A 14600-nucleotide genomic window follows, 5' to 3' on the forward strand; every position below is an offset into this window, starting at 1 on the left:
CTGGAAAGACGGCGGTCGCGAAGGCGCTGCCGCAAGGCCGACCTCAGAGGAGGTTGGGATCAGGCTCGGCGCCGATCAGATGGCGGCCCGCGATCTGAAGCGCGATATCATAGTCGCAGACCGCATGCGCCGCGGCCCCGTGCACGTCGCGAAAACAGCGTTGAAGCGGGCTTGAGTCGAGAATGGCACCGCCACCGCTGGCCGCCATCAGCTCGTCGACCGCGCTGACGCAAAGCTTTGTGACGTAGGGGAGCATGGTTCGCCACCGTATGACCGTATCCATCTCTGCCTGCTCGCGGCTTTTGGCCTGCTCCTCGAACGCCCGCCACTCGTCTTCGAGTATCGCGCGTGCCGCCGTGATTTCGTGATGGGCATGCGCCAGGTGCATGAAGGCGGGCGGCGACAGGGCGACCTGCGCACCGGTATAGGCCCGCACCCGGCCCGCGAGGCGGTTTTTGTAATGGTCGAGCGCAGCCCGGGCGATGCCGAACGCAACGGCCGAAAATCCCGAGGCGAATATCGACTGGAACGGGAGGGTGAATATATCGCCGCGATGCGTTCCGTAACCGCGCGCTGTCCCCGTGCCGAGCGCCAGCATCGTCTCCACACGATAATGGGGAACAAAGATGTCATCGACGACGATATCCTTGCTCCCTGTGCCCTTGAGCGCCGCTGCGAACCAAGTATCGATGATCTCGAAATCGCTTCGCGGCACAGCGAACAATGCGTGCAGGCGCTGGCCGGGCTCGGGCCCGGCGAGATACCCTCCCAACAAAAGCCAGCTGGCATGGTCGCAGCCGCTCGACCAGTTGTAACGCCCGGAGAGGCGATATCCGCCCTCGACAGGCTCGACCTTGCCGATCGGCGCCACCGATGAGCCGACGAGGGCGTCCTGGTCGGAGCCCCAGATCTCTTCCTGCAGACGGGGATCATAATAGGCGATGGCATGCGCATGGACGGCCATGAGCTGCGCCACCCACGCCGTCGAGGCGCAAACGGTCGCGATGTCGGACGCCGCTTGGAACATGACGCCGGGCGCGGCCTCGATACCGCCATATTGGACGGGTTTGAAGCCGCCCAGAAAACCTGCGTCCCGAAGCGCGCGCATATTCTCCACCGGCACGACGCGCGCCTCTTCACAGGCCACGGCTCTCGAGGCGATGTCGGGAAGAATGGCATGCACATTCCCGAGCATCGCAAGCGCCACATCTCTATCCGCAATCAGTTCCACGTCAGCCATAGCAATCCAAATCCCTAATGATGAAAGCCGTTACGCAGCCGGCATTCTGGTCGCTCCCGATCAGAGAAAGCCGGGCAAGTTTGCTTTTTTCCTCTTCAGGCGAAGGAGCGATCACAGCGCCTCGGCAACCTGCTCGACCGATCCGCTCCGGGCGGCTCGATCCACGGAGCGCGCGTCGGCGGGCGTCTCCCGCTCCATCAGCCGCGGCATATGTCCGAACACGGGCAGCACATGGCGCTCCCGATAACGCCATCGGCCGTCAGCCTGCCTGAGAAGCGTATCCGAATAGTCGAGAATACAGACGGGGCAGGCGCTGGCCAGGGGATCGTCATCGGTCGCGAACAGCGTGAGGATGGACCGGCCGAGGGCGAGGCCATCGCTCTCGAAGACAACCCATGAATTGGTGAACACATGGCGCGACGTGCGCGTGCCGCGCTGCCGCCGCCGCGCGTAGAAATCCTCGATCTGCGTGCGGCCTTCACACCAATGCCCCTCATAGCCGTACCGGCCGTCAGCAGTAAAAAGCTCGGGTACGCCGTGCCCGTTTTCATGATCGATCAACCAGGCGAAACGGGCGTTGAGCTCGGCGATTGCGGCCCTGTCGGCAGTCTGCGGGTCGGACTGGATCATGAACGATGCTCCTGTTACCGCATCGGTAGATAGCCACCCGGACGCGCTCAATTGGTGTCCACACCAAGCGCAATGGTGGGTGGAGCGAGGCATGATGGCGTGAACGCCCGGCAGGAGAGGAAAAGCGACGAAGGCAGGAGGTTACGCGCTCACACACCGCCGGAAATCGGGCTATCGGCGTGTCCCCGTCCATGGTCGCTGACACGGGTATCCGGCCGCGCTTCGGATAGCGCGCGCGTCGTCATCGCCTCACCGTCGGTGCCCGGTGGCGCCGCCTGTCATTGCATTCGCCGAAGTCTTGAGGAGGTTTGGAATTTATGGAAAACCGGCAATGGCTCTTGCGCAGGCGACCTGTCCGAATGTTGCGGGACGGCGATCTCGAGCTCGCCCCTGGAGACCAGCACGAGCGGGCGCTGCAGGCGGGGGAGATCCGCGTGCGCAATTTGCTGTTTCTGTACGCGCCCACGATGCGCAACTGGATGTCGGCGCGCGATGCCAGCCTGCATATGATCATTCCCTTGGGCGCCCCCATCCAGGCAATGTCGGCAAGCCGGATCGTCGAATCGCGCCATCCTGCCTTCCCGGTCGGCTCGCGCATCGTCTCGACGAGCAAATGGAGCGAGTTCGACATCATCGACGCCGCGTCGGCTCCGCGGCTCATCGACGAGGGAGTCACGGCGATCGAGGCTTTGGGCGCGTTCGGATTGAATGCCATGACGGGCTATTTCGGATTGATGCGCGTTGGCCGCCCGAGCCCGGGTGAAACGCTCGTCGTTTCGGGCGCGGCGGGCTCGACCGGATCGGTTGCAGCCCAGATCGGGAGGATCGCGGGATGCCGGGTCATCGGCATCGCCGGCGGCGCGGAAAAATGTTCGTGGCTTCGAAACGAGTGCCGGATTGAGGAGGTCATTGACTATCGGTCTGACGACGTATCGTCCGCACTGAAATCACTATGCCCGACGGGAATCGACATTTTTTTCGACAATGTCGGTGGTACCATGCTTCAGGCGGCAGTCGATAACATGGCAAAATTCGGAAGGATCATTCTCTGCGGGCAGATAGCCGGATACAATAGCGAAGACGATGATTTGCCGGCCTTCAGAAATATCATGCGGGTGATCTACGGCAGCATCAGAATTCAGGGCTTTCTGTTCGGCGACTACCGCGACGAAGTCCCCGAGGCCATTGCCGATCTGATCGCATGGAGGCAGTCGGGTGAGATCGTCACCCGCGAGGATATCCGGACCGGTTTCGAAACGTTGCCGCTGCATTTCAACGCCCTTTTCGAGGGCACCAATCGCGGAACCTTGCTCGGTCTCGTCGATGAAGACGCCTATAGTTCGAGCTGACGGTCACGCCCCACGACGTGCTTGCCATCGCGCGCGTATGCTGCGGCCGCTGACGGGAAGCTGCGGCTGAGGTTTCCTCAGGCTCATTCGCCCTTAAGTCAAAAGATGGGCATTTTGCTCGACCCATGCCCGTAGCGTCTTGGGTTTGCGTCCCAAAAGCCGTTCCAGAATGTCGGATCGGTGAAAGGCGAACTGATAGGTCTGTTCAAATTCATAATAGGCCTTGAAATATTCACCAGCCCCCACCCCAAACAGCTTCACATATCTTTGCCCCATGTGCTGCTCCCAGAACGCGACCGCGTCATTGTGGACGATCCGCTCCTGCAGGACATCGCTGATCATTTCGGCAATTTCCGAGAAGAACAGGTGATCACTGCCGTTGTTCAGGTGATAGAGCTGATGAAGATGGCGATCGCCTTCCTCCATGATGATGCCGGCGGCGGCCTCGCCGAGATCGCCCGGATCGATCCAGGTCGTTCGCCTCTCGAAGGGCATCGCCAGCGCCCGGTCCGATTTGATCGTACTGTTCCAGCGGATGAAATCATCCATCAGATAGGAGGCGATGTTGAGATAGGTGATCGGCAGATCGCTCTGCTCCAGAACTTCCCTCGCCTGAAGATGCTGAATGGCGGTGCCGCGGCCGAAATCGCGAACGATCTTCGGGACCTTCTTCAGCGACATATGGGGCGGGTCGCCGATGATCCGCAGGATCTGGCGAAGCTCGGGGGTGCGTCTTGCGGCCTGGACGAGATTATCCATCGCGGCCAGTTCGTCGATAAAATCGGGCGTGATGACAAATATATATTCGGCGTCGCGACAGGCGGCGGCGAGGCTGGCCGGTGCGAGATAGTCCGCTACTATCGCTTCGCTGCCAGGGAACGCCGCCTTCAGCTGGTCAAGCCGGGCGGGGCTGCTGGTGGCCAGCCGGAGGCGATCGCCCCAACCCTTGTACCGCAGGTAGCGCGCGAGCGGCCCTCCGATATGGCCGGCGGCGCCAAAAACGAGAACCTTGCCGGCAGAAGCGGTCATATCCCGCTCGCCCTGCTTGCACCGTCCTCCCCCGGGGCCGCGTCCCATTTCGCGCGCCAGCGCTCGATCACATCGCGGTTCCGCGTCCGCTCGGGCGGCGCGCCGCCGAGGGCGGCGGCAACATTGGCGGCGGCGATGCGCGGAATGGCGTCGTACATCTCGCGCGTATGGCCGACGATATGGTCGGTCAGGATCGTGTTGGGCAGCTGTCTTAGGGGGCTGTCAGCGCCCAGCGGTTCTTCATCGAAGACGTCGAGCGCCGCCTTGGCGATCCTGCCCGCCGCAACCTGACGATACAGTTCTTCCTCGTCGACCAGCCCGCCGCGCGCCGTGTTGATGAAGACGCAGCCGGGCTTCAGCCTGCGCAGGCGTTCGGCACCGAGGAAGCCCCGGGTCTCGGGGGCGAGGCTCGTCATCACGATGACCACGTCGCTAGTCTCCAGCAGTTGATCGAGTTCGACGAAGCGAAGCCCATCGACAGTCTCTGGCGGAGTTCGCGTGGTCACGACAATCTGTGCATCCCAGCCCGCGAGGCGGCGAATGATCGCGCGGGAAATATTGCCATAGCCTATGATGCCGATCGTCTTGCCGCGCACCATCCGGGCGGACATCGGCCCCTTGGGCCGTGGCTGCAGGTCACGCAGCTGCCTTTCGGCGCCGTGCAGATCGTAAAGCGATGTCAGCATCAGCATGATTGTGGCCTCGGCCATGCTCTCAAAATTTTCCGATGCCTCTCCGTTCGCCACAAGAACATCCTTCGCTCGCGCAACCTCGAGATCGATCCAGTCATAACCGGTGATCGGCGAAATCACCGCGCGCACGTTGGGCAGCGCATCAAGCTCGGCGCGGCCGACGGGCGACACGACGCAGATGAGCGCCTGCACGCCGGCGAGGAGTTGCGGCGACAGGGAGACGATCGGCTGATGCGTAACGGTGGTACCGAAGCCCGCTTCGGTCACCGACTGGGCGATATCGTTGAGCAGCCGGACGATGGACTCCGGACCGGCGATGAGGACCGACGCTGACATAGATTTCTCCTGAGACAAATTCGGCGGGGCCCGCGATGGCCCCGAGATCTAGAGATTATGGGAGGCGCGGCGGGCGACGAGAAATGCTGCGATCGAAATCAGCCCCGCCAGAACCGCCGTCCAGACGAGCGCATCGCTGTAGGTCCCGACAAATTGCTCCTTGAGAACGGCCACCAGCGGCGGCCCCACGCTCAAGCCTATTCCCGAGCCGATGAAGGTTGTGCTCGCCACCAGCGTCGCACGGAAACTCTGCGGAGCGATATATTGCATGCTGACGATGACGGTGCTGTAGGCGCCGAACATCAGGATCGCGCCGAAAAGATATCCGACCAGCAAAACGGCCGGTTCAGGCTGGAGCGGAGCTGCTATGAAGATCGTCATGCCGAGGACGACGGCAACCGTGCACACGCGCAGCAACGCCTCGACGAAGGGTCGATTTTTCTGCCGGCGAACCAGCTCGGGAAGAAGCAGCGACCCGACGATCGGACCAGCTGCGGCAACGATGCCGAACCAGGCCCCCGCCGCTCGCAGCGAGAGGCCATATTCGGTTCTCAGGGTCTCGGGCGCCCAAGCTGCGTAGCCCGCCGCGATGATCATCGGCGCCCCGGCGCCGACAACGAGCGGCAGAAAGAAGGGCACCATGGTCAAAATACCTGTTGTCGGTCGATCACTGATCAACGGAGCCTCGCGCCGACGCGCTGGCTCGGTGAAGGTGGCAGCAAAAAGGAGCGTCAGCGCGAAGGTCGGCAGGCTCGCGAGGATCAAGGCGAGGCGCCACGCCTCCAGACCGCCACCACCGCCCGCCGCGACATGGCTTTCGATCGCCTCGACGAGGACACCGCCGCCCATGTAGGTGATAGCGACGCCCAGAAAGGGAGCCGCGGCCACGATACTGGCGGCGAGCGATCGGCGTTCACGGGGCAGCAGATCGGCGACGAGCGAATGGGACGCGGGAAAAATCGCCGCTTCGCCGAGCGCCAGCCCCGCACGCAGAAGCAGGAGCTGGTTGAAGCTCTGCGCGAAGCCCGATGCGAGGGTACACCCCGCCCAGAGGAGCGCGCCGTACAGGATCAGCCGCTTGCGATTGCCGGTGTCGGCGATGCGTGCCGCCGGAAACCCGATTACACCATAAAGAATAGCGAAAGAGGTGCCGAACAGCAGCCCGAACTGGACGTCGCTGATCTCGAAACTGTCCCGAAGCGGCCGCACCAGGAGCGAAAGAATGACCCGGTCGACGAGGGACATGACGAGCAGGCCAACCAGCATCGTCACCGCCCACCACGGCCTGTTGGGCGCGATATCAGCGCTCACCTGCATGTCGAAATCTCCGGATACGACGCCGGCGCCCTAGCCGGCCGGCGGATGAAACAGCTTCCGCCGCGGAACCTAGGCAGGCTCATGCCGCATATTCGGGCGACATTCTGTCCATGACCCGGGTCAAGGCTTGCCAGTCGAGCATTCCGTCTGAACTGTCGAATGCCGTCTGCATTTCCTTGATGGATTCGGGCGGAAGATAGGTGAGCGGACGCGCGCCGGCGAGAGCCTGGATCTGCACTTCGCACGCCTGCTGAAGGACATGCATCCACTGAAAGGCGCGAGCGATATTCGGCCCGGCAGTGAGCAATCCGTGGTTGCGCAGAATAAGAAAATTGAACTGGCCGAGATTGGCGAGCAATCGCTCGCGCTCATCCATCCGCAGCACGATCCCCTCATAGTCGTGATAGCCGATCCGATCGATGAAAAGAGCGGCCGGCTGGCTGATCGGAAGCAGGCCTTCGGCCTGCGCCGCAACCGCAAGCCCCGCTCGCGTATGGGTATGAACGACACAGGCCACGTCCGGACGCGCTTCATGGATGGCGCCGTGGATGATGAAGCCGGCCTTGTTGATCCCGAGGCCAGTGGGATCGTCGACGATATTTCCTTCAAGGTCGACCTTGACGAGGTTGGACGCCGTGATTTCCTCGTAAAGCAGGCCAAAGGGATTGAGCAGCACATGCTCCTCTTTTCCGGGGACGCGGCAGGAGATATGATTGTAAATCCCGTCGGTCAGACCAAAATGGGCAATCAGGCGATAGCATTTGGCGAGCTCGACGCGCGTTTGCCATTCCTCGGGCGAGACGCGCGCCCTGACCTGCGGGCTGGCTTTCCCGGAGGTGCCCATCGAGAATACAGAGACGGCTTCCATCATCATGCTCCTTAACTGTTGTCGACGTCTGCTCAGTGCTTCACGGTCAATTGGAGCGCGAAGGTCGTCGGTGTCTGGATGTTGCCGTAGAAGGGCCCATTGGCGAGCAGGGGCGTGGTCGCGGTCAGCAGGACCTTCTGGTTGGTCAGATTCTTGCCGATCAGTGCCACCTCCCACCGGTCGTCGGGTGCGCCAAGCGCCACGACAAGATCGACGAGGCCATAGGGTTGCCGTTTCGGCGCTCCGACCGAGGGCAGCTGACTGAACTGGCTGGAGCTGAATTCGATCTTCGGATTGATCGTCAGATCGACGTTCTCCGACAGCGCCGTCTCATAATTGATCGAGGCATTGCCTGTCCATTTGGGCGCCCGCTGGACGGGCGTTCCCTTCGGGGCCCCGGGAAACGCCTCGAGGATTTTCGCGTCGGCATAAACCACGCCGCCTTCGATGCGGAAGCCGTCGAAGGGCCGCCAATTCAGGCTCGTATCAAAGCCTCGCGTCCGAACCTTGGCGTTGGCGATCACATTGCCGTTTGCGGTGTTGATGTTGTATTGAAAGTCTTTCACCGTGGTGTTGTAGAGGGCTAGGTCGAACGAGAGCGTGCCGGTCGGCCGCGTCTTGATCCCGATTTCGGTCGTGAGCGCCTCCTCCCCTTCAAACTCCGCCAGATCGGGATTGGACGGAAGGGTCTGGAACCCCCCGCTCTTGCTGCCCCGGGCCACGCCGGCGTAGATCACATTGCGCTTGTCGAGATAATATTGGGCGCTCAGGGACCAGTCGAAATTATTCTCCTTGCGCGAAGGCGTGCGTTCCGCAAACGGCGCGAAGATGGCGGTCGCGGAGCCCGGACGCAGGGTCGTTCGCGAAAAGCGCGCATCCTTGTCCTCCTCGGTATAGCGCCCGCCTGCGGAAAGCTTGATCTGCTCGGTCAGGCTGGCATTGAGTTGGAGGAAGCCGGAGTAGGAATTGACCGTCTGTTCGTAGAGATGGTTGAGCGCGCCGGTGCGAGGCCAGGGCGCCTCGGCGTCGATGACCTGATCGACCCCCCATCTGTTCCACAGATAATAGGCGCCGACGATATAGCTGACCGGCTTTTCGCTCGGCGAGGCCAGCCGGATCTCCTGGGAGAAGAGTTCATTCTCCTCGTCGACCTCGAAGGTAATCAGGCTGGCGGCGGTAAAATCGAGGTCGTTGCGGCGGCGGTCTTTCCATTTCACATAGGCGGTCTGCGATGTCAGCGTATAATCGCCGAGACCATATTCTGCGATCAGCGTGGCGCGGTCTCCGCTTTGACGATCATAAACCGAGCGGTCGGGATAGGCATTATAGGAAAAGCCCTTTCCGATCTCGAAGTCGGTCTGGCCGACCGCGGCGGCGAGCGCCCGGATGCTGACGCTCGGGCCGACACCCGTGCCATCGGTGATGAGATGAACGGTCTGGCCGCGTTCGTCATAGCTGTCATGCTGATAAACAAGGGTCGCCTTCAGCCTGTCCGTCGGCTCCCAGAGCGCGACAACGCGCCCGCCATAGACCTCGCGCGTGGGCTCGTCGGTATTGCGGACGCGATTGCGGATGTACCGGCCATCGTTGCTGTAGATGCCTGCGAGGCGGACATGCAGCGTTTCGCTGAGCGGAATGTCGACGCCGCCCTCGACGCGATTTCCGTCGAATTTGAACTCGTGGCCAACCGTGAGGTTGAAGCCGAAATCACTGCCGGGGCGACGGCTGACGAAGCTGACAGCGCCAAGCGTGGTGTTTTTACCAAGCGTTGTCGACTGCGTGCCCTTGATGACCTCGACGCGCTCGAGGTCGAACACGGGTGACACGAGATCGCGCGGATGGGCGGCATAGACGCCATCGAAGAAGCTTGCCACGGACGCTTCGATCGAGAACACCGCCGTGTTCGAGCCAAGCCCGCGAATGGTCGGAGACGCCGCGCCGCCGACCGCGTTATACAATTGGAAGCCCGGGACCAGCCCGTTCAGATCCAGCCCGGATCCCAGTCGGCGGGCGGCGAAATCTTCCCCCGAAAGGACATTGATCGTCGCGGGAACGTCGGTGACGGTCTCAAGCTGCTTGCGCGCCGTCACAACGATATCATGCGTATCGGGCGCTTCACGCTGCTCACCTCGATTTTCATCGGGGGTCGGCGCCGCGACCTGAGCCCTCGCCTGCGAGCCAGAGGCCAGTGCGGCAGCCGCGCAGCCCAACAAGGCCATATTGTACAGAATTGGTCTTCCCATGGTTTCCCCCCTCTGTCAGCCGCCGCAATGCGTCGTGCCCGAGATGCTTTAGTTATCGCCGGAGGCGCGAATGCGCTCCCCAGCGCGAGCGCCATTCAGCAATTGTCGGGAAAGGATCGCAATAGGGGGGCACTCCAATCGCGTAGATGCGTTTCCTGAGGCCGCGGTCTCATAAATGGCAGAATGGTCTCGCCGCCCCCGCGCGGCGGCACGCCGGTCCACCGGGCTGCCTGCTGCCCGGACTGAAAAGCGCGATTATGAAGATTGAACTGCACCGACCCGGATGATTGGCGTCGCGCCAGCATTGTGGCTCGCGGCGGCCGGTGTCTGGCGGGTCGACCGCCTGCAGCCGATCCGGCAGGCGGCCCCTTGGTCCGTCCACCGGCATCGGCCAGCCACGTTCGGACAGCCGATGATATGGGGCGGACCGCTGCCGACGGATATCATCGGGCGCTCGCTTCGGATGCGACGTTTACCTGATGCGGGTAGACACCTATTGCTGTTTGCGAGCTTCGCGGGAAACCTCGATCCATGAACGGCGGCAATGACATGATGGCACCGATCGTATATGCGGTAGATGACGACCAAGGGATATTGACCTCCCTCGAGTGGCTGCTGCGGAGCGTCCAACTCGAGTGCCTGTGTTTCTCCAAGGGCGCGGAATTTCTCGAGGCCTACGACGCGGGCCGGCCATCGTGTATCGTTCTCGATGTACGAATGCCTTCGATGAGCGGCTTCGACGTGCTCGACGAGATCAACAAGCGCAAGCTCACGTCGCCGGTGATCTTCGTGACGGCCAATGGGAATATTCCCATGGCGGTCAAGGCGATCCAGCAGGGATCGTTCAATTTCATCGAGAAACCCTATGATCCGCAGGAAATGCTCGACCTGATATTCAAGGCACTGCGGACCTCGACGGCAGAGCTTGAACAGGAAAAAGATTTCCGCACCTTCGAAATGCGCTTCAATCTTCTTTCGGCGAGGGAGAAGCAGATTCTCCACGAAGTCGTGAAAGGTAAACGCAGCAAGGTCATCGCGCATGAGCTCGGTATCAGCTGCAAGACGGTCGACGCTCACCGATCGAGTATCAGGGACAAGTTCCAGTCGACTTCGCTGACGTCGCTCGTCAAGGAGGTGCTCAGCTATAAATCGGAGTGGCGTCTCTGATTAGCGCGAGAAGGTGAACACCTGATTTTTCTGGCTCCGTCGCGGCAAGGTAAGGAAGAAGGATGTTCCTTCTCCGAGCGTTGATTCCGCCCATAGCTTTCCGCCATGGTTGCTCACGATCGACCGGGACAGAACCAGGCCCAGCCCGAAACCGTGCGCCTTGGTCGTCATTCTCGTCTGAAACAGCGCTTCGAGCTGCTCGTTGCCCATCCCTTCGCCGCAGTCGGCCACGGTGATCCGGACGAAATCATCATCAAAGTCGTTGGCGGAGATTCGCAGTTCACGGCGGCCGCCCTTCTCGCTCATCGCCTCGATTCCGTTGAGCGCAAGATTGAGCATCACCTGTCCGATCAAGGTCTTGTCACACCAAGCCTTGCGGCTTGCCTTCACATCGACAACCAGCGAAGCCTTGCCTTCCTGCACCTTGAGCTGAAGGAAGGCCGATATGTCGTCGAGAATGTCGCGTATTGACCAAAGTCTCCGCTCGATGCGCTTATGCGTGGTAAAATCGTGCACCGACCGCATGATGCGCGTCGCGCGTTCGGCCTCGGACGCAATCTGTTCGAGTGCCCAGCGCGTCTGTTCGAGCTCAGTCGAAGCCGGAAGCGAACGCAGACACCCGTCCGCATAGTTGCGAATGGCGGCGACAGGCTGATTGAGCTCGTGTGCGATCGCCGAGCCGAGTTCGGCCATCGTCCAGTATCTCGCCAGCATATGGACTTCTTCGGTACGCTTTCGCGCGTCCATTTCGGCTTCGACCCGCTCGGTGACATCGCGAAAGCTTGCCAATATGCCGCCCACATCCGGGTGCCTGGTAAAATTGCGAACCGTCGACTCGATATGCCGGTAGGATCCGTCGGCGTGACGAATGCGGGTCTCCATCCGCACCGGCGTGCCGTCACTCGGGATTTTGCGCACCAGCGCGCTTACCTGCCTGCGCTCGTCGGGATGATGAAGCCGCCTGATATTCATCCCGAGAAAGTCCTTCTCGGAATAGCCGAGAATATGCTGGATCGACGGAGCGACGTACCGGATCTTCCCGTCGGCTGCGATGATCGTCGTCGCGGTGAATGAATCGGCAAGGAGCCGCCTCAGCCGCTCCTCCTGCTTCACCGCCCCGAATTGCCCGCTGGCATCGCGAAGATGCAGTAGCGAGACCTCACGCTGGTCGGAAAAACTCAGTTCCTGCTCGAAAACCTCGACGGGGAGCATCGATCCGTTGCTCATCCGGAACTGGACGATGACGCCCGGCCGGCCAATTCCCTTCGCCTGCTCAGCGGAAAGCTTCTCGCCCAGCCCGACCAGCAGCTCGCTGGCCTGGAGCGACAGCAGCTCGTCGCCATGGCCGCCGTGCGCTTTTTTTGCGGCTTCGTTGGCCCAAAGGATCCCGCCACTGACCCGGTCGACGATAAGCGCGCCGTGCGGGGAACCGTCGAGGACGATCAAGAACCTGTCCCGGGCAAAAGGAGCGAACCGTTCGTCAAGCGATGCCCAGAGCCGTGTGTCGCCCATATCCTGCATTGCGCCAAAATATAGGGATGGGGCTCAGCGCCAAAGGACTTTCTAGAGCTCCACAAAGACGTCGGTTCCTTCGGTTCGCAGCTTGAACGATCTCACGGGCTCCAGTGCGGGACCGGTCTCCGGCTCGCCGGTGCGCAGGTTGAACCGCGCCTGATGGAGTGGGCACTCAACGCAATTGCCCTCGACCCAGCCCTCGGACAGACTGGCGTTGCCATGCGAACAATGATCGTCAAGAGCGTAAAGCTCGCCGTCGACGCGAAAGACCGCGATGTCGAATCCGCCGAGGGACCGGCGGATCGGCTCGTCCTCGGCAAACTCGTCGGCACTTCCGATGCGCACCCAACGGGAGTTTGCATCGGGCGCGATCATACGGGGATGACCAGGAGCGTATCCACCCGCGCGTTTTCATATATCGCGCGCTTCGATCTGTATCGCCAGCCTGCGTCCGTCCGCACGACGATATCGTCATACCGTCCCACCTGGAACACGTCCGCGTTCAGCTCGTTGACCGTCCGCATAACGAGATAGTTCGAGCGCGTGACGACCTCGTCGGCCGACTGGGACAGAATTTCGAGGCCCGACACGAAATGGCGGTAGGTATGGGCGTGGAACACATTGGCCTCGCGCATCGAGACCACCCGGTCGCGCATCATGGTCTGCCCGAAGCAATGCATCAGGCCGGCCGGAAGTCCCTGCGCGAAATTCTCGCGCGGAATGATTTCATAGTTTCCGTCGGGCGTGAAGAAATTGGGCCAATCCTCGAACCGTTCGTCATCGATCGCGGCGACATATCCGGTCTGAAGCTCGGTAAGCTCGAAATGCAGTTTCATCTTGTCCATCGGCTCAAAACCCCATCAGCCGCTGATAACCGCGCCAGAAGCGCCGAATGTGATTTTCCGCCATCGGCACCCGTTCCTGATCCTCTTCGGCGGCATCCAGCCCCATCAGTGCGATCGAGTGCCCCGCAGGACCCGACTTTATGCCGTCCTGAACGAGTTCGATCGCGGTGCCGTCTTCCATCGAAATCAGTCCGGCGGCGCCGACAAGGTTCATCTGCGTCACGCGATGGCGCCGCATTTCGGGGGAATCGTCGGCGTAGCCGAAAAAGTGGAAGATCAGCTCGAACTCGTCGGGCGCCTTGGGCAACACCTGCCGAACCGCCAGCACATTTTGAATCTGCATGATCACCAGCTGGGGAAAGATGCACTGGAGATGGTTTGCCACAAGTTCCTCGAACTCCTGACGATTTTCAACGATTTCCGGATATTCCAGGCTCAGCTTGTCCTTGAACGTCGCAATGTCCTTGTAGTCCGACGCTCCGCTCGGATCGGGCGTGATGAACAGGTCGCCGCAGGTGTGTAGATCGCTGGTGTCGCCGATGACCCGCGCCTTCTGGTTCGACCGGACCAGATTAAAGGTGGCGTGGAATGTATGGAGAAGCGAGGCGTGATAGCCATCACGGACATTCTCCATGTAAAGCTTCCAGTTGCCATGGATATATTGTCTGGTTGCCCCGAGAAATTCGATCGGCTTGTGGAATATCCGGTCAATGCCGGGCAACATGCGCTCGCCAAGATAATCGGCGAGCGGCGCAGTGTCATCGGAAAAGCTCGCGAATAGCAGGCCCTTGTAGGAGGCCACCCGCAGCTTGCGGAGACCGTTCTGCTTCAGATCGAATGATCCCGGCATGCCCGCGACGCCCTGGACGCCCCGGCGGAAGGGAACCCCCTCAAGGTCACCACGGGCGTTGTAGCTCCACTGATGATAGATGCAGGCATGACTTTTCGCATTACCGCGCTTTTCGCGACAGACGATCGCACCGCGGTGCGCGCAGCGGTTGACCCAAGCGGCGAAATCGCCTTCGGGCGTCCGCGTTACGACCACGGGGGTGTCGCCGACATAGGTGCTCTTGAAATCGCCGGGCTCGGGCAGTTCCGCCTCGAGTGCCAGATAATTCCAGGTCGGTCCGCGGAAAATCCGCTCCTGCTCAAGATCGTAGATCTCCTTGGAGCTATAGACCTCAAAGGGCACCGAAGAACCGTCGCTCCCCGGAAAGCGGACCTTGCCGCCCGGGGGATCACCGGACCCCTTATCCACATCTGCTCCATCGCCAACTTGCATCTTGCTTGTCCTATAATCGGTTCGTGCGGCACACGGCGGGACAGGCAGCTGCCCCTCCCTGTGGTCGCGGGTTCACAATTCATTCTC

At 61.3% G+C, this 14600-nt stretch carries 13 protein-coding genes; 2 read left to right on the forward strand and 11 right to left on the reverse strand.

Annotation, left to right across the window (positions count from 1 at the left end; genetic code table 11):
* Window positions 1-43: 43 nt before the first annotated feature.
* Both FHR22_RS10535 and FHR22_RS10540 read right to left on the reverse strand, forming a co-directional pair.
* Entirely contained in the window at window positions 44-1240 is a 1197-nt protein-coding gene (locus FHR22_RS10535; RefSeq protein ID WP_208417610.1) for an acyl-CoA dehydrogenase family protein, read from the reverse strand.
* Window positions 1241-1351: 111 nt separating this feature from the next.
* Window positions 1352-1870, reverse strand: a complete 519-nt coding sequence (locus tag FHR22_RS10540; RefSeq protein ID WP_166941837.1) for a nuclear transport factor 2 family protein — start codon at window positions 1868-1870, stop codon at window positions 1352-1354.
* Window positions 1871-2187: 317 nt separating this feature from the next.
* On the opposite strand from FHR22_RS10540, the gene FHR22_RS10545 reads away from it, so the two are divergent.
* Entirely contained in the window at window positions 2188-3219 is a 1032-nt protein-coding gene (locus FHR22_RS10545) for an NADP-dependent oxidoreductase (protein ID WP_166941839.1), read from the forward strand.
* A gap of 93 nt (window positions 3220-3312) precedes the next feature.
* Here the strand turns inward: FHR22_RS10545 and FHR22_RS10550 are convergent, their stop codons facing one another.
* The 5 genes from FHR22_RS10550 to FHR22_RS10570 all read right to left on the reverse strand — a co-directional run bounded on the left by FHR22_RS10550 (window position 3313) and on the right by FHR22_RS10570 (window position 9551).
* The gene (locus FHR22_RS10550) at window positions 3313-4248 is read right to left on the reverse strand and encodes an SDR family oxidoreductase (protein ID WP_166941841.1); all 936 of its coding nucleotides are present in this window, start codon (window positions 4246-4248) and stop codon (window positions 3313-3315) included.
* A complete protein-coding gene (locus FHR22_RS10555; protein WP_166941843.1) occupies window positions 4245-5276 on the reverse strand; it encodes an NAD(P)-dependent oxidoreductase in 1032 nt (343 codons plus the stop codon). Before FHR22_RS10555 ends, FHR22_RS10550 begins: the two co-directional genes overlap by 4 nt.
* Before the next feature lie 48 nt (window positions 5277-5324).
* Window positions 5325-6593, reverse strand: a complete 1269-nt coding sequence (locus FHR22_RS10560) for an MFS transporter (RefSeq protein WP_166941845.1) — start codon at window positions 6591-6593, stop codon at window positions 5325-5327.
* Window positions 6594-6672: 79 nt separating this feature from the next.
* Entirely contained in the window at window positions 6673-7461 is a 789-nt protein-coding gene (locus tag FHR22_RS10565) for a class II aldolase/adducin family protein (RefSeq protein WP_243853642.1), read from the reverse strand.
* Window positions 7462-7493: 32 nt separating this feature from the next.
* On the reverse strand, window positions 7494-9551 hold the full coding sequence (locus FHR22_RS10570; RefSeq protein ID WP_166941847.1) for a TonB-dependent receptor domain-containing protein: 2058 nt from the start codon (window positions 9549-9551) through the stop codon (window positions 7494-7496).
* A 684-nt stretch (window positions 9552-10235) separates the two neighbouring features.
* On the opposite strand from FHR22_RS10570, the gene FHR22_RS10575 reads away from it, so the two are divergent.
* Window positions 10236-10871 (forward strand): response regulator transcription factor, encoded by a 636-nt coding sequence (locus tag FHR22_RS10575; protein WP_208417611.1) that lies wholly within the window; start codon window positions 10236-10238, stop codon window positions 10869-10871.
* On the opposite strand, the gene FHR22_RS10580 is transcribed toward FHR22_RS10575, so the two are convergent.
* The 4 genes from FHR22_RS10580 to FHR22_RS10595 all read right to left on the reverse strand — a co-directional run bounded on the left by FHR22_RS10580 (window position 10872) and on the right by FHR22_RS10595 (window position 14489).
* Window positions 10872-12317, reverse strand: a complete 1446-nt coding sequence (locus FHR22_RS10580) for a PAS domain-containing sensor histidine kinase (protein ID WP_166941849.1) — start codon at window positions 12315-12317, stop codon at window positions 10872-10874. It lies immediately after the preceding gene.
* Between the two features lie 117 nt (window positions 12318-12434).
* Window positions 12435-12761, reverse strand: coding sequence for a non-heme iron oxygenase ferredoxin subunit (locus FHR22_RS10585; RefSeq protein WP_166941851.1), 327 nt, complete (start codon window positions 12759-12761; stop codon window positions 12435-12437).
* The gene (locus tag FHR22_RS10590) at window positions 12758-13231 is read right to left on the reverse strand and encodes an aromatic-ring-hydroxylating dioxygenase subunit beta (RefSeq protein WP_166941853.1); all 474 of its coding nucleotides are present in this window, start codon (window positions 13229-13231) and stop codon (window positions 12758-12760) included. The genes FHR22_RS10585 and FHR22_RS10590 overlap by 4 nt, the downstream gene beginning before the upstream one ends.
* Before the next feature lie 4 nt (window positions 13232-13235).
* Window positions 13236-14489, reverse strand: a complete 1254-nt coding sequence (locus FHR22_RS10595) for an SRPBCC family protein (RefSeq protein WP_341786601.1) — start codon at window positions 14487-14489, stop codon at window positions 13236-13238.
* Window positions 14490-14600 lie beyond the last annotated feature (111 nt).

This window comes from Sphingopyxis panaciterrae, assembly GCF_011762125.1.
GTDB classification, from domain to species: Bacteria; Pseudomonadota; Alphaproteobacteria; order Sphingomonadales; family Sphingomonadaceae; genus Sphingopyxis; species Sphingopyxis panaciterrae.